Source organism: Pseudomonas fluorescens (genome assembly GCF_902497775.2).
Taxonomy (GTDB): domain Bacteria; phylum Pseudomonadota; class Gammaproteobacteria; order Pseudomonadales; family Pseudomonadaceae; genus Aquipseudomonas; species Aquipseudomonas putida_F.
Genome location: NZ_OZ024668.1, coordinates 3,071,726 through 3,086,912, shown reverse-complemented (window position 1 = coordinate 3,086,912; position 15,187 = coordinate 3,071,726). Strand labels below are relative to the sequence as shown.

General features: G+C 63.4%; 14 protein-coding genes and 1 pseudogene. 6 read left to right on the top strand and 9 right to left on the bottom strand.

What is annotated here, in order from left to right; translation table 11 throughout:
• Positions 1-358: 358 nt before the first annotated feature.
• Both F8N82_RS14175 and F8N82_RS14170 read left to right on the top strand, forming a co-directional pair.
• A complete protein-coding gene (locus tag F8N82_RS14175; RefSeq protein ID WP_038995925.1) occupies positions 359-1,876 on the top strand; it encodes an NCS1 family nucleobase:cation symporter-1 in 1,518 nt (505 codons plus the stop codon).
• Between the two features lie 22 nt (positions 1,877-1,898).
• Positions 1,899-2,627, top strand: a complete 729-nt coding sequence (locus tag F8N82_RS14170) for an aspartate/glutamate racemase family protein (protein WP_038995924.1) — start codon at positions 1,899-1,901, stop codon at positions 2,625-2,627.
• A gap of 82 nt (positions 2,628-2,709) precedes the next feature.
• On the opposite strand, the gene F8N82_RS14165 is transcribed toward F8N82_RS14170, so the two are convergent.
• From F8N82_RS14165 to F8N82_RS14145, 5 genes are all read right to left on the bottom strand, one after another.
• Positions 2,710-4,686, bottom strand: coding sequence for an alkyl/aryl-sulfatase (locus tag F8N82_RS14165; protein ID WP_038995922.1), 1,977 nt, complete (start codon positions 4,684-4,686; stop codon positions 2,710-2,712).
• 101 nt (positions 4,687-4,787) lie between these two features.
• Positions 4,788-5,402 carry an START domain-containing protein gene (locus F8N82_RS14160; protein WP_038995921.1) on the bottom strand — a complete coding sequence of 205 codons (615 nt, stop codon included), beginning with the start codon at positions 5,400-5,402 and terminating at the stop codon, positions 4,788-4,790.
• 47 nt (positions 5,403-5,449) lie between these two features.
• Positions 5,450-6,811 (bottom strand): LLM class flavin-dependent oxidoreductase, encoded by a 1,362-nt coding sequence (locus F8N82_RS14155; protein WP_038995920.1) that lies wholly within the window; start codon positions 6,809-6,811, stop codon positions 5,450-5,452.
• A 9-nt stretch (positions 6,812-6,820) separates the two neighbouring features.
• The gene (locus F8N82_RS14150; RefSeq protein WP_038995919.1) at positions 6,821-7,801 is read right to left on the bottom strand and encodes an aliphatic sulfonate ABC transporter substrate-binding protein; all 981 of its coding nucleotides are present in this window, start codon (positions 7,799-7,801) and stop codon (positions 6,821-6,823) included.
• Positions 7,802-7,995: 194 nt separating this feature from the next.
• Positions 7,996-9,939, bottom strand: a complete 1,944-nt coding sequence (locus tag F8N82_RS14145; RefSeq protein ID WP_095162584.1) for an autotransporter outer membrane beta-barrel domain-containing protein — start codon at positions 9,937-9,939, stop codon at positions 7,996-7,998.
• Between the two features lie 105 nt (positions 9,940-10,044).
• On the opposite strand from F8N82_RS14145, the gene F8N82_RS14140 reads away from it, so the two are divergent.
• On the top strand, positions 10,045-10,488 hold the full coding sequence (locus F8N82_RS14140) for a GNAT family N-acetyltransferase (protein WP_038995916.1): 444 nt from the start codon (positions 10,045-10,047) through the stop codon (positions 10,486-10,488).
• On the opposite strand, the gene F8N82_RS14135 is transcribed toward F8N82_RS14140, so the two are convergent.
• On the bottom strand, positions 10,485-10,904 hold the full coding sequence (locus F8N82_RS14135) for a heme-binding protein (RefSeq protein ID WP_038995915.1): 420 nt from the start codon (positions 10,902-10,904) through the stop codon (positions 10,485-10,487). The two genes, F8N82_RS14140 and F8N82_RS14135, sit on opposite strands and share 4 nt — an antisense overlap.
• A gap of 232 nt (positions 10,905-11,136) precedes the next feature.
• Between F8N82_RS14135 and F8N82_RS14130 the strand changes: the two genes are divergently transcribed.
• The 3 genes and pseudogenes from F8N82_RS14130 to F8N82_RS14120 all read left to right on the top strand — a co-directional run.
• A complete protein-coding gene (locus F8N82_RS14130) occupies positions 11,137-11,748 on the top strand; it encodes an SCO family protein (protein WP_038995914.1) in 612 nt (203 codons plus the stop codon).
• Positions 11,748-12,221: a copper chaperone PCu(A)C gene (locus F8N82_RS14125; protein WP_038995913.1), complete on the top strand. Its 474-nt coding sequence runs from the start codon at positions 11,748-11,750 to the stop codon at positions 12,219-12,221. The genes F8N82_RS14130 and F8N82_RS14125 overlap by 1 nt, the downstream gene beginning before the upstream one ends.
• Before the next feature lie 160 nt (positions 12,222-12,381).
• Positions 12,382-13,106, top strand: a pseudogene (locus F8N82_RS14120) (TonB-dependent receptor domain-containing protein); the annotation flags it as partial.
• Positions 13,107-13,113: 7 nt separating this feature from the next.
• Here the strand turns inward: F8N82_RS14120 and F8N82_RS14115 are convergent.
• From F8N82_RS14115 to glcF, 3 genes are read right to left on the bottom strand one after another with little or no spacing between them, the layout of a single operon-like run.
• Positions 13,114-13,641: a cytochrome b/b6 domain-containing protein gene (locus F8N82_RS14115; protein WP_038995910.1), complete on the bottom strand. Its 528-nt coding sequence runs from the start codon at positions 13,639-13,641 to the stop codon at positions 13,114-13,116.
• Between the two features lies 1 nt (position 13,642).
• Entirely contained in the window at positions 13,643-13,906 is a 264-nt protein-coding gene (locus tag F8N82_RS14110) for a PepSY domain-containing protein (RefSeq protein ID WP_038995909.1), read from the bottom strand.
• A 42-nt stretch (positions 13,907-13,948) separates the two neighbouring features.
• Positions 13,949-15,184, bottom strand: a complete 1,236-nt coding sequence (gene glcF / locus F8N82_RS14105) for a glycolate oxidase subunit GlcF (protein WP_038995908.1) — start codon at positions 15,182-15,184, stop codon at positions 13,949-13,951.
• Positions 15,185-15,187: the final 3 nt, after the last annotated feature.

Below are 15,187 nucleotides of genomic sequence, written 5' to 3'. Positions count from 1 at the left end.
TGTGTACTTGAGTAGCAAGTATATGGATACAAAAACTAGCCGTAATGTTACTGGTTTTCTCATCTAACGCTGTAGACGATTGACCGCTTGATCAGGTTTATCCGGCTTTAGGGTGTTCAGGTAAAAAATTAAAACTATAAAAATCAATCATGTAGTGGTCTTGTCAGGTCGCCCGCATAACCCCTGCGCTTTCCCTTTGGCACACATATTGTTCGTCGAAAATCGTTAGACAAAAATTGTATGCAATATTTGTATTCATCGGCGCAGGGCAGCGCCAACACTGCGGTCCCACTCTTGAAATCCAACAATAATTCGCTGCAGCACCTTTACTCAGGGCTGCAGAAGGAGCCCGGGGAACATGCAATTGGATACTTCCAACCCGCTGCAAACCGCCTACCTGCCGCCGCAGGCCGCGTCGCTCGAGCCGGGGGCCCTGAGCCCCCGCCTGCACAACGCCGACCTTGCGCCCACCAAGGCCGAAGGCCGGCGCTGGGGCGGTTACAGCATCTTTGCCTTGTGGACCAACGATGTGCACAACATCGCCAACTATTCCTTCGCCATGGGCCTGTTCGCCCTCGGCCTGTCCGGCTGGCAGATGCTCGCGGCGCTGAGCATCGGCGCTGTGCTGGTGTACTTCTTCATGAACCTCTCAGGTTACATGGGGCAGAAAACCGGGGTGCCGTTCCCGGTCATCAGCCGCATGAGTTTCGGTATCTACGGTGCCCAGTTGCCGGCGATCATCCGCGCGGTGATCGCCATCGCCTGGTTCGGCATTCAGACCTACCTGGCCTCGGTGGTACTGCGGGTGCTGCTGGTGGCGGTGTGGCCCGACCTTGCACGCTTCGACCATGACGCGATCCTCGGCCTGTCCAGCCTCGGCTGGGCGAGCTTTGTCGCCATCTGGCTGGTGCAGCTGGTGATTCTCACCTTCGGCATGGAGATGGTGCGCAAATACGAGTCCTTTGCCGGGCCGGTGATTCTCTCTACCGTGCTGATCCTGGCGGTGTGGATGTACCTGCGGGTCGACGGGCACCTGGCCTGGTCGGTCGGTGAGCCTCTGACCGGCTGGAAGATGTGGACCCAGGTATTTGCCGGCGGCGCGCTGTGGCTGGCGATCTACGGCACGCTGATCCTCAACTTCTGCGACTTCGCCCGCTCGGCGCCGTGCCGCAAGACCATCCGCATCGGCAACTTCTGGGGCCTGCCGGTGAACATCCTGGTGTTCGCGGTAATCAGCTTCGTACTGGCCGGGGCGCAGTTCAGCATCGATGGCCGGGTGATCGACAGCCCGACCCAGATCGTTGCCGCGATCCCCGACAAGACCTTCCTGGTGCTCGGTTGCCTGGCGTTTCTGATCGTCACCGTGGCGGTGAATATCATGGCCAACTTCGTGGCGCCGGCGTTCGTGCTCTCGAGCCTGGCGCCGAGCCGCCTGAACTTTCGCCGCGCCGGGCTGATCAGCGCCACCCTGGCGGTGCTGATCCTGCCCTGGAACCTCTACAACAGCCCCTTGGTGATCGTCTACTTCCTCTCCGGCCTGGGCGCGCTGCTGGGGCCGCTGTACGGAATCATCATGGTCGACTACTGGCTGATCCGCAAAGCCCAGGTGCATGTGCCCGACCTCTACAGCGAAGCGGCCAGCGGCACCTATCACTACACCCGCGGGGTCAACTACAAGGCGGTGGCTGCCCTGGTGCCCTCGGCCCTTGCCGCCGTGGTGCTGTCGCTGGTGCCGGCCTTCAGCGCCCTGACGCCGTTCTCCTGGTTCTTTGGCGCCGCGATTGCCGGCGGCGTGTACTACCTGATTTCCGATCGCAACAAACACTACGTGGACTGTTCCGGCGAGCACTTTGCCGTCGACAGCGCCCAGCACTGAGCTCTGCACAAGGAATACCGCAATGAGAATTCTGGTCGTAAACGTCAACACCACGCAGTCGATCACCGACGCCATCGCCCGCCAGGCGCGCAGCGTGGCCTCGCCAGGCACCGAGATCGTCGGCCTGACCCCGCGCTTTGGCGCCGAATCGGTGGAGGGCAATTTCGAGAGCTACCTGGCGGCGGTGGCGGTGATGGAGCGGGTGCTCAGCTATGACCAGCCGTTCGATGCGGTGATTCAGGCCGGGTACGGCGAGCACGGGCGTGAAGGGCTGCAGGAGTTGCTCAACGTGCCGGTGGTGGATATCACTGAGGCGGCGGCCAGTGTGGCGATGTTGCTGGGGCATCGCTATTCGGTGGTGACTACCCTGGATCGTACGGTGCCGCTGATCGAGGACCGCCTGAAGCTGGCCGGGCTGGACAGCCGCTGCGCCTCGGTGCGGGCCAGTGGCCTGGCGGTACTGGAGCTGGAGGAAGACCCGGAGCGGGCAATCGAGTCGGTGGTGCGCGAGGCCGAGGAGGCGGTGCGCGTCGACAAGGCCGAGGTGATTTGCCTGGGCTGTGGCGGCATGGTCGGGCTGGAGGAGCGGATTCAGGCACGCACCGGGGTGCCGGTGGTGGATGGGGTGACGGCGGCGGTGGCGTTGGCGGAGTCCCTGGTGCGCTTGAAGCTGAGTACGTCGAAGGTGAGGACGTATGCCAAGCCACGGCCCAAGCAGATTCTGGGATGGCCTCGGGCTTTGTTGGGGTAGGTGAGGCTGGCGCGGGATCTTGTGGGCACATCCGTTTGCCGGGGGCGGTCTGGCCACCCCCGGCAAACCTACGGTCGGGCTATCAAGGCGTGACGATATTGAACTGCGGGCTGAAGCTGTCGAGGGTCCCCAGCAGTTCGGCGATTTTCTTGCCGTTGCCTTCGACCTTGATCAGGCCTTTTTGCATCGCCGTCGGGAAGTCCAGTTGCTTGAGGCTGATCTGCTCCAGGGTCGCCTTGTTCATGCTCAAGCTCGCATCGGCCTTGGGGTTCAGGCCCGCTCGGTGGGTCAGCACGCCATTGCGCAAGGTCAGGTTGTAGGCCTGGTCCGGCTCGGTAAAGCTCCAGTTCAGGTTCAGGTCATGGCCCACCGCCTTGTCGACATCCACCCGCACTGCCATGTAGTCGAAGAACATGTCCGCAGTCAGCGCCCGGACCATGTCCACCGACACTGAACTGCCCCCCTGGCTCGGCACGCCATCGCGCAGTTCCATCGCGCCGGTCAGGTACATGTTGCGCCAGGTGGCGTTCTCGCTCTGGTAGCCCAGTTGCTCCATGGCTTGCGCCTGGGTACTGCGCGCCTGGGCATTGTCCGGTTCGGCAAACAGTAGCTGGTTGCCCAGTTGCACCGCCCAGCGGTACTCGCCTTTGTCCATCGCCGCACGCACCTTGGCCAGCACGGCGTCGCCGCCACCCATGGCCTCGACATAGTGCTGGGCGCTCTCTACCGGTGGCAGCGGGTTGAGGTTGGCCGGGTTGCCGTCGTAAAAGCCCATGTAGCGCTGGTACACCGCCCGCGCGTTGTGGCTGAGCGAGCCGTAGTAGCCACGGGTGTACCACTTCTTCGCCAGCTCCCCGGGCAGGGTCTGCATGTTCTGCGCGATTTCCATCGGCGTCAGGCCCTGGTTGAGCAGGTGCAGGGTGCGGTCGTTGAGGAAGGCATACATGTCGCGCTGGTCGGCAATCAGCGTGCGCACCTGTTCAGCGCCCCAGGTCGGCCAGTTGTGCTGGCCGAACAGCACCTCGGTCTTGTCGCCGTAACGGCTCAGGCTGGCGTCCAGGTACTGCGACCAGGCCTTGGCATCGCGCACCTGGGCACCGCGCGGGGTGAGGATGTTGTGCATGGTCTGCGAGGCGTTCTCGGCAATGCCCAGGGCCTTGAACTGCGGCAGGTACAGGTTCATTTCCGCGGGCGCTTCAGTACCCGGCGTCAGCTGGAACTCAAGCTCGACGCCGGCCACGGTGCGGGTCTCGTAGGGCTTGCTGATCAGGTCGCTGGGTTCGATCAGGGTGATGGTGCCACCGGTGGCCAAGGCCTTGCCGATCCCGGTGTCGACCTGGCCCTGGGCGCCGCGTGGCAGGTACATGCCGAACTGGTATTGGGCGCGCCGGCTCATGGCGTTGCCAGCGTAGACGTTCTCGCTCATCACGTGTTCCATGAAACCGCTGGGGGCGAACACCTTGACCTTGCCGGCCTTGACGTCGGCCTCGTCGATGACCCCGCGCACGCCGCCAAAATGGTCGGTATGGCTGTGGCTGTAGATCACCGCCGCCACCGGTTTGTGCGGACGGTTCTGGTAGTACAGCTGCAGCGCGGCGCGGGCGGTTTCGGCGCTGGTCAGCGGATCGATGATGATCAGCCCGTCGTCGCCCTCGATGATGGTCATGTTGGCCAGGTCCAGGCCACGCACCTGATACAGGCGCGGCGCGACCTCGAACAAACCGGCATGGGCGTTGAGCTGGGCCAGGCGCCAGAGGCTGGGGTTGACGCTGTCGGGGCTGTCCTGGGCGGCAAGGAATTTATAGCCTTCAAGGCTCCATACCGGCTTGCCGGCAGCATCGCTGACCTGGCCGTTGAACGGCGCAATCAGGCCGCGGGTAACCGCCTGGTAATCGGCGCGGTCGGCGAAGGGCAGTTGCGTCAGCACGGCGGCATTGCTGCTGCGGGTCTGTTCGCTGGCAGCGGCCGGGGCTTGTGCGGCGTGCAGGGACTGGCTCAGGCACACAGCTGCGATCAGGCTGGCCAGGCGTGTACGCGGGTGCAGGGTTGGGAAGGGCATGGCAACTCCATTTTTTGTCGTTATGGCACACGGCTTCGAGCCTAAGGCTCGGCCTCGGCCCGGCAGCAAGCCGCTGACGACAAAAACCATGCAGGCGCAGCTCAAGGCGTTGCACCGCCCTGGCGCTCGGCCACGGCGCGCAAGGTGCGCAAGGAGACGGTGGGCGCGTCGAGGACGAACTGGTTGGCCAGCCACGAGGGAATGTCCCCGGCCGGATCGGCCTGCAATTCATAGGTGACTTCGGTGAGTTGTTCGCCTTTGGGCACCAAAGTCCACAGGCCCTTGAGCTGGCGCACGCGGATCTGCCCCGGCACATGTTTGACCATGCCGGGCACGGCCTTGAGGTGACGCACCAGGCTGCCGTCGTCGCGGCGCTCGCTGCGCACCTGGATCACCATGTCGCGGGTGCTGGCCGGCCAGGGCAGGGCGGTGGTCAGGTAGACCCAGGTGCTGTCGCCCTCGACCTTGAGCAGGCGCATGTCGGCGCAGCCGTACAGCCATTTGCAGGCCACCCGCAGGTTTTCCTGCAACTCGCTCAAGGTTGCCACGCTGGCCTTGATCAGAGCGACGCCGCGAAACTGCTGGTATGGCGAACCCGGCACATCGCTGAGATAGACCTGAATACCGTCTTCATCTTGCGCCAGATGCCACTGTGCAGCAGCGCTGGCGCCGTTGCTGACGGCGAGCAACAGGCACAAAACAAGGCGAAAGCGCATGAACAGGCTCCAGCGGCGGGCGACTGCTCAGAGCATAGTGCCTCGGATCAGATCTGGACGAGCCGGCCCTTGTGCTCGGGTTGCAAGCGGTCACCGCGGCCGAACAGCTTGTGGCGCAGGGTGCCGTCTTCATAGGCACTGCGGTAACGGCCACGGCGCTGCAATTCAGGCACCACCTGCTCGACCACCGCTTGCAGGTCGTCCGGCACCACCGCATAGGTGAGGTTGAAACCGTCGATACCGGTGCTGTCGAGCCAGTCTTCCAGTTGGTCGGCAATCTCGGCGGGCGAGCCGAGCAGCACCGGGCCGCGGCCGCCGAGGCTGACGAATTCGGCCGCTTCGCGCACGGTCCAGCGCCGGTTCGGGTCCGCCTTGGTAAACACCGCCAAGGCAGTACGGCCGGCGTCGTTGTCGATGTACTCAATCAACGCGTCGGGGTCGACGCCTGCGAAGTCGATGCCGGTCCAGCCCGAGAGCAGGGTCAGCGCCGCCTCGACATCCACGTACTGGCGGTACTCCTGCAGTTTGGCCTCGGCAGCCTGGCGGTCCGCGCCGACGATCAACAGGGCCTGGGCGTAGACCAGCACGTCCTGCTCAGGCCGGCCGGCGTCACGGGTGGCCTTGCGGATGCCCTCGACAATAGCGCTCAGCGCCGCCTGGGTCGGTGCGCTGATGAATACGCATTCGGCATGATCGGCGGCAAAGCGCAGGCCCCGGGGCGAGGCGCCGGCCTGGAACAGCACCGGTGTGCGCTGCGCCGAAGGCTGGCTCAAATGAATGCCGGGTACCTGGAAGTGCTCGCCCTGGTGGTTGATCGGGTGCACCCGCGCCGGGTCAAGGAACCGCCCGCTGGCGCGGTCCTGTACCACGGCATCGTCGTCCCAGCTTTTTTCCCAGAGTTTGTACAGCACCTGCAGGTATTCCTCGGCCAGCTCGTAGCGCTCGTCGTGGCCCAGTTGCCGGGCCAGGCCGAGGTTGCGCGCGGCGCTGTCGAGGTAGCCGGTGACGATGTTCCAGCCCACCCGGCCGGCGCTCAGGTGATCGAGCGTGGACATGCGCCGGGCGAAGGGGTACGGGTGTTCGTAGGTCAGCGAAAAGGTGATGCCAAAGCCCAGGTGCTCGGTCACCCCGGCCATGGCCGGGACGATCAGCAGCGGGTCGTTGACCGGCACCTGTACGCCGCCGCGCAGGGCACCGTCGGGGCTGCCCTGGTAGACGTCATAGATACCCAGCACATCGGCGATGAACAGCGCGTCGAACAAGCCGCGTTCGAGCAGGCGGGCGAGGTCGGTCCAGTAATCCAGGCGATTGAAATCGACGCTGGTGTTACGCGGATGGCGCCACAGCCCGGGGGACTGGTGGGTGGCGGCGTTCATGCTGAAAGCGTTGAAGCGGATGGTCTTTGGCATGGTCTGTACTCAGGGCAGGACTGACACCGGGTAGACCGCGTCGGCCACCTTCAGCGGTTTGGGGATCAGGCCCAGGCCCTGGAAAGTGTCGGCAAGCCTCTGCTGCTCGGCGGTGATCTTCGCGTCAATGGCCACGGCGTTGTAGTTGCGTCGCTCGCTGGCCACCTGCAGCACGTCGGCGCCGATGCCCAGTTGCGGCGCCAGCAGGGCAGCGACTTCGTCGGGCTTGTGGTTGGCCCAGTTGCTGACCTTGGCCAGTTCGCTGAAGAAGGTTTTCAGCAGTGCGCGGTTGTCGTCGGCAAAGGTCGCCGACGACAGGTAGAAGGTGCGGTTGTTGGACAGCCCGCTGCCATCACGCAGGTTCTTCAGGCCCGGTTGTTTTTCGGCGGCGGCGAGGAAGGGGTCCCACAGGGTCACGGCCTGCACGCTCCCGGACTGCAAGGCGGCCACGGCATCGGCGGCGTTGTTGACGTAGGCCGGGGTGATGTCCTTGTAGCTCAGGCCGGCGTCCTGCAGGGCCACGGCCAGCAGGTACTGGGCGTTCCAGCCGCGACCGGTGGCCACGCGCTGGCCTTTGAGAGCGGCGACATTGGCGATATGGTCCTGCTCGCGCACCACCAGGCCGATGCCTTTGGGGTAGGGCTGTTCGGCGGCCAGGTACACCACCGGCTTACCGGCGGCCTGGGCGAACACCGACGGCGCGTCGGCGGCATGGCCAAGGTCGATGGCGCCAGTGCTCAAGGCTTCGAGCAGTTGCGGGCCGGCGGCGAATTCGTACCAGCTGACCTTCACCCCTTGTGGTTCCAGGGCTTTTTCCAGGGCGCCACTGCCTTTGAGGATGTTGATGCTGTTGAACTTCTGGTAGCCGATGCGCAGGGTCTTGCTGGGTTCGGCATGGGCCAGCGGGCCGGGCAATACCAGCGCGGCCAAGGCGGCAAACAGGCCGCCGGTGAGCAGGCGACGCAGGGGGGAATGGGGCGTGTGCGACATGGGCGGACTCCTGGGATTCAAGGGCAAGGCATGCCCGAAAATATAAGGAGCCCGCGCAGGCCCTTCAATTTGTTTATTCCAATTTGTTAGATTGTTTTGTTATTTTTATATCCTTTTGTTGTGGGAGCGGGCTTGCCCCGCGATTGCGCTATGACTGACAGACCGCTATCGCGGGCAAGCCCGCTCCTACAGGGTTAAAACTGCCATTGCACGCCCAGCGAGTAGCCGGCCTGATTGCCCTCGCTATGGGCAAAGCGGCTGTTCACTTCGGCAAACACCCCCAACTGCTCGGTGAACAGCAACTGCGCCCCCAGTTGTGCGCGGCCAAAGTCCTTGTCGACACTGCCCATGTCCGCCACCCGCACACGGCCGTCGGCATTGCTGGTCAGGTCGATTTCGTCCAGGCGGCCATCGGCCAGTTCGCGCACCCAACGCACGCTGGCGTAGGGTTGCAGGGCCATGTTCGCCCCCAGGCCAACGCTGCCATGCAGGCGCCAGCCGAGGCTGGCTTCGAGGGCGTCGTAGTTCTGCTTCTCGTAGCCCAGGGCGGTGCGCAGGCTTTCGTCTTCGTGGAAGTCGTCGATGCGGTAGTGCATGTAGTCCAGGCCTGCGACCGGGCCGGTCTTCAAGGCGCCGAAGCTGAAGTCGTAACCGCCGTCCACCCGCGCACCCCAGAACCATGCCGAGGTGTCGCCGGAAAGGCGCTGGTCGAGCAATACCGGGCCATTGTTGGCCTGGATGTACACCGAGCGTTTGGTATCAAAACTGGTATGCCCGGCGCTCAGCTCGCCGGCCAGCCATTGCGGGCCGCCGTCATTGAGCAGGGCAAACAGCCCGGCCTGCCAGGCATCGCCTTCGATGCGTCCACCATGGTCGAGGGAGTCGCGGCTGCGCTGGAAGCTCAAGCTGGCACCGACGCTCAGGGCCTCGTTGAGACGGTAGTCGGCGATGCCATAGACCCCCACGCGTTTCGACTCGGGGTTACCCGGCGCATCGAAACCGCTGTCAGGCGAGACTTCGCCTTCCATGCCCACTTCGCCGTCAAAACTGCCCACCGCCCGCGAGGCGTCCAGCAGGCTCAGCCAACGGCGGTCATGCAGGCGGGTCAGGGCCTGGTGCTGACGTTGCAGTTGGTCTTCCATCTGCCGCGCCATGGCCCCGCCGGAGGCGGTGGAGGCCAGCACATCGGCGTTGGTCAGTTCCAGCACCAGGCGCGTCAGCAGCCGCGAGAAGTCGCTCAGGCGCTGGTCGATGCGCTCCTGGCCGAAGGCGTTGGTCAGTACTTGCTGGTTGTCTTCGGCCGGGTCGTGCCAGGTCGAGCCGCCGGGAATCGCCGGGTTGTCGGTTTGCTCATAGCCGTCCAGTTCACCCAGCTCCCAGTTGGTCGCCTCGATGAACAGCACCGGCACGTTGAGGCCGTTGAAGCTTTCGCCGTCGCTGCAGCAGCCGGTGCCGGCCGGGTACTCGGGGTTAAGGCCAGGGTTGGTGAACAGCGGGATGTTCATCTCTTGGGCGATGCGCAGCAATTGGTCGCGGTAGGCACCCAGGGCCGGGTTGGCGACGCTGTTGCTGGCGGCGTGGGCGTACATCTTGTCGCCGGTGATCAGGCTGTCGAGGTTGATCATGCCCAGCAGGTTGGCGCGCTGGCTGTCGCTCAATGAGGCGACATAGGCCCGCGAACCGCGCAGGCCTTCTTCCTCGGCACCAAAACCGACCACTTCCAGGCCGTTCTCCAGGGCTACGCCGCCCAGGTTGCGGGCGATCTCGGTGAGCACGGCGGCGCCCGAGGCGTTGTCGTCCAGGCCTTGCAGGGTAGGGCGGCCGAAATAGGTGTCGTAGTGGGCGCCGAGCACCACATAGGTGCTGTTCTGGCCCGGGGCTGAAGCGATGACGTTTTGCGAGCTGCGGTTGCCGGCCCAGGTGAAGTCCTGGCGGCGGGTCTGGTAGCCGAAGCCCAATTGCGTTTGCATCAGTGCGGTAGCACCTTCGAAACTGGCGGTACCGCGGTAACGCCCGGGGTAGTCGTTGATCAGGCGGTCCAGGGTCTGTCCGGCAAACTCCCCATATTCATAGGCGCTGGCGCCTGCGGACAACATGGCACAACCCAGGCTTACAGCGACTGCTAACGGTTTGAACACGGCACTTTTCCTTATGTGTCGTTACGAAAGGCGCATCATAGGATGCGCCGCGTCGCAGCAAGCAGGATGTGTACCGTTTTGTGACTGATGTAGGAAATTCGCAGCATGAAGGTTCAGATAAAACCCGCACTTGAGCGTGAAAAAGCCCACTTTGAGGCAATGCTTGCGCAGTATTTGCGCGAACTTGATGTCGAAGGGGACTACCCCTATTTATCGCTTTACTGGCAGGAACCAGGACGATTTGCCTATCTGCTGCTGGTTGAGAACGAAATTGCAGGGTTTGCCCTGGTTCGCCAGCTGCAAGAGAGCACAGCGCACGAACTGGCGGAGTTTTATGTTGCCAGCGCTTATCGCCTGGCGGGGGTTGGCCATGCCGCCGCGCAGGCGCTGTTCGATTTGCACCGCGGCCCATGGGAGCTATCGGTATTGGCGGATAACCTCGCCGGTCTGGGTTTCTGGCCAAAGGTTTTGCCGGCGGGGGCCCATGCCGAAACCATTGATACGCCCGAAGGGGTGCGATACGTCCAGTTCGAGTTCGTCAGTGGCTAACCGGCCAGTGTGGCCAGCAATGCGGCAATCGCCACCTTGGCCACCTGCGCATCCTGCTCGGACTTGACCCCGGAGACCCCCACCGCGCCGATCACCTGGCCGTCCACCCACAGCGGCACGCCGCCTTCGAGGGTGGCGTTGAGCACCGGCACCGAGAGAAAGGCGCTGCGCCCGCCGTTGATGATGTCTTCGTAGACCTTGCTTTCCTTGCGCCCAAGAGCTGCGGTGCGGGCCTTTTCCTGGGCGATGTAGGCGCTGATCGGCGGGCAGCCGTCCAGGCGCTCCAGGGCCAGCGGGTGGCCACCGTCATCGACCACGGCGATGCTCACCGGCCACTGGTTGGCCTGGGCTTCGGCGCGGGCGGCGGCAAGCAGTTGCGAGACTTCCTGTTGAGTCAGTACGGCCTTGCTGAGCATGGGGTAGGGCTCCACGAATGAGGGGCGGATACGAGTGCATCACTATTACCGTAGACGTTGCCGGATGTTTCTTGTCACTGCCTGCGACAACAGGCCGCACCCCGTAAATACTGGGATACAGACGTACGGGACGCTGCGCGCTGGAACCTGCGTCCACCGCCATGACAAAATGCGAAGGTTTCTCGACATGCCCTCTATCCAGGGGCTGGCACCTTCCCAAAAGGATGGTTACATGACTGATTTACTGACCCGGCGCCAGGTTGTTGCCGGGATCAGCCTGCTGGGCCTCGGCGCTCTTGCAGGTTGCGACCCCCGTTCCGGTGGCGCGCTGGACTTCAAATACGGCAAGGACATGAGCAACAAGATCCTCGGCCGTTCGTTCAAGCTCAAGGATACCCAAGGCAACGTGCGTACCCTGTCGAGTTTCTGGGGTTCGATGCCGATGGTGTTCTTCGGTTTCACCCAGTGTCCGGCGGTGTGCCCGACCACCCTGGCGCGCGCGGTGCAGATCAAGAAGCTGATGGGCCGCGACGCAGGCTTTTTGCAGGTGGTGTTCATCAGCCTCGACCCCGAACGCGATACCCCCGAAGTGCTCGACGCCTACGTCAAGGCCTTCGACCCGTCGTTCGTGGCGCTGTCCGGCACCCTTGAAGAAACCGCGGCGGCAGCCCGGGAGTTCGGTGTGTTCTACGAGAAGGTGCCAGCCGGCGATACCTATACCATCTCGCACACCTCAACCAGCTACGTCTTCGATTCCCGCGGCCAGTTGCGCCTGGGTCTGTCCCATTCGCTCAATGCAAAAGAGTGCGCAGAAGACCTGCTCACTGTCATGGAGGTGTGTTAATGCTTCGCAACCCTGTCAAACGTACCCTGGCCGCGCTGGCCCTGATCGGCCTGGCTTTGCCGGCCATGGCTGAAACCACCGTCAGCGACGCCTGGGCGCGCGCCACTGTGCCACAGCAGAAGTCCAGCGGTGCCTTCATGACCCTCACCGCCAGCACTGACAGCAAGCTGCTCAGCGTCGCCTCGCCGGTGGCCAAGACCGTGCAGGTGCACCAGATGACCATGGAAAACGACGTGATGAAAATGGGCGAGGTCGACAGTGTCGCGCTACCGGCAGGCAAGGCGGTGAGCCTTGACCCCAACGGTTATCACGTGATGCTCATGGACCTGAACCAGCAGCTCAAGGAAGGCGAGCAGGTGCCGCTGACCCTGGTGGTCGAGGATGCCAAGGGCGTCAAGCAGACCATTGAAGTGAAGGCGCCGGTGCGGGCGCTGAATGCTGAAGCCATGTCGGGTCATCAGCACATGCACTGATCGCCGCCAAGCGATCGAGCACAAGCCAGGCTGCAGTCAAGGACGGCTGCCTGGCTTTTTTGTGCGCGGCATCAAATTATTTAGCTGTAATAGCTTTTAATTCGCATTTACAAATCGTTACCATTCGCACCCCTTTACAATCTTTACAAAAAAGGAACGCATGGTGGCTCTTTCGCGCATTCACCCGGCCTCACTTTCCGTGCTCGGCGTACTGGTCGTTCCAGCGCTGCACGCCGAAACCCTGGCTATTCCGGCAACCTCGGTCAACAGCAATTATGAAGAACAGAGCTACAACGCCAGCGAAAGCCGCCGTGCACTGAAAATCGATGCACCACTGCGCGATATCCCACAAACCGTCAACGTCGTGCCGCAAAGCGTGATCAAGGATCAGGGCGCGCAATCGATGGAAGACGTGCTCAAGAACGTGCCGGGGTCAAGCTCAACCGCGGCAACGTGCAGCGCACCGAGGACGGCTGGTTCAACCAGACCGAACTCAAGCAGGAGGGCGTGCTTGCCGGCATGAACCACAACCTGTTGTACGGCGTCGAACTCGGCCGCCAGGTCAAGGACCAGAGTGTGTTCAGCCAGAACAACGTGGCTCAGGTACCGGTGTTCCGCGATGCGCTGGTCGATGTGCCATTCCAGGCCAATCGCCAGACCGCCAAGGGCACGACCACCCAGGACACCGCAGGTTTCTACGTGCAGGACCTGATCGAACTGGCGCCGCAGTGGAAGGCGTTGCTCGGCGTGCGCTACGACGTGTTCGACCAGAAATACGCCGACGACCTGACCCGTACCGATCTGTCGCGTAGCGACACTACCTGGAGCCCGCGTGTAGGCCTGGTCTACCAGCCGGATGCGGTGCAGTCGGCCCATGGTTCAGTGGACCTGTTCACCGCCGCCGGCGCCTGCCGGTGACCATCGACAGCGGCAAGTTCTCCTTCAGCCGCCAGCTCTCGAACAACGCCGCGCCAATGTGCAGGCAAACCAGCGCCAGCAGGGCGTTAGCCATGTACTCATGGATGTCGCGCAGGCCGTCTTCGCCCCAGAAGTAGTAGATCTCCTCCATCATGAAGCCGCTGACGCCAAGGCCGGCCATCAACAGCAACATCAGTACCATCACCAGTGCGCCCAGCGGCGAATGCCCGAGGCGGTGATAGTCAGCGCCGCTGAACAAGGCTTGCAGGTGCCATTTCAGCCGTATGGGCGTTGGCCAGAAGTCGGCCCAGCGCGCTGCCGGGCTGCCGATGAACCCCCAGGCCGTGCGCAGCAGGACGATCGCCAGACCGTAGTAGCCCAGCCAGCGGTGCCAACCGTCACCTTCCTCGGTGAAAAAGTATCCGCCAACAAAGGCCACCACCAGCGACCAGTGACACGCGCGCACCAGCGGGTCCCAGAGGCGCAGGCTGTTGCCGCTCACCTCAGTCGATCTCTTCCTTCACCTTTTTGCCAGTGACCGGGTCGAAGTAGATCTCGACTTTTTTACCTTCTTTGTTCTTGCCATAGATCTCGTAGCAGTTACCGTCGGTGACCTTGAATTTCTTGATTTCGTAGCCGTCTTTTTTCAGCTGTTCCTGGAAGTTGTTCTGGTCCTGCCATTGCACCTTGTCGGCGGTGCTGCATTCGGTTTTGGCCAATACGGCGGGGCTTGCGACTAACAGTGAGACAAGCAGAAGGTTACGCATGATGGCTCCTGGGGTTGTCGAACAGTGGCTGCCCGATTGAGCTTATGCCAGGTTTGCCGACTTCGCTAACGCCTCATCCAGCAGCTCGATCCAGTGCCTTACCGGTGTGCGCCCGGCGCCATCAAGGTGGGTCTGGCAGCCAATATTGGCGCTGACGATCAGGTCCGGGTGGCCGCTTTCCAGGGCGTCGAGCCGGTTGTCGCGCAGTCGTGTGGCCAGCACCGGTTGCGTGAGCGAATAGGTGCCGGCCGAGCCGCAACACAGATGCCCGTCGGGCACGTTGCTGAGGTTGAAGCCCAGGTGCTTGAGCAGTGCCTCAAGGCTGCCGCCGAGCTTCTGTGCATGTTGCAGGCTGCACGGGCAATGCACCGCCAGTACCAACTCGCTGTGGCAGGCGAGTTTTTCCAGCGGCTGGGCGGCAATCACTTCGACCAGGTCCCTGGCCAGCTCACTGACCCGGCGGGCTTTGTCGGCGTATTGCGCATCGCCGTGCAGCAGCTTGGCGTATTCCTTGACGAAGGCGCCGCAACCGCTGGCGGTCTGCACGATGGCCTCGGCACCGGCTTCAATGGCTGGCCACCAGGCGTCGATGTTGCGCCGGGCACGTTCAAGGCCTCGGGCTTGGGCATCCAGGTGATAGTCGACTGCACCGCAGCAGCCAGCCTGGGGCGCCGGGGTGACGCTAATGTCCAGGCGATCGAGCACCCGTGCCGTGGCAGCGTTGGTGTTGGGCGACAAGCTGGGTTGCACGCAGCCTTCGAGCAGCAGCACCCGCCGTGCGTGGCGGGGTTGCGGGCGTGGTTGGGGGACGCCGGCCGAACGCGGCAGCTTGGCCTTGAGCGGCGCCGGCAGCAGGCTGTCGAGGCTGCGCCCCAACTGCACCAGGTGCTTGAAGGTCGCCGGGTGGTTGACCAGGTTGCGCAGGCCGCTGCGCAGGGCCCGCTGCAACGGTGGCCGGGCCACGGCCTGATCGACCACGGCGCGGCCGATATCCAGCAGGTTGTGGTAATCGACTCCGGAGGGGCAGGTGGTTTCGCAGTTGCGGCACGACAGGCAGCGGTCCAGGTGCAGTTGGGTTTTTTCGCTGGCCGGATGGCCTTCGAGCACCTGCTTGATCAGGTAAATGCGCCCGCGCGGGCCGTCCAGCTCGTCACCGAGCAACTGATAGGTCGGGCAGGTGGCGTTGCAGAAGCCGCAGTGCACGCAGCTGCGCAGGATGCTCTCGGCTTCTTCGGCGCGGGCCAGGCGTTTGGCGGCATCACTCAGTGTGGTTTGCATGGT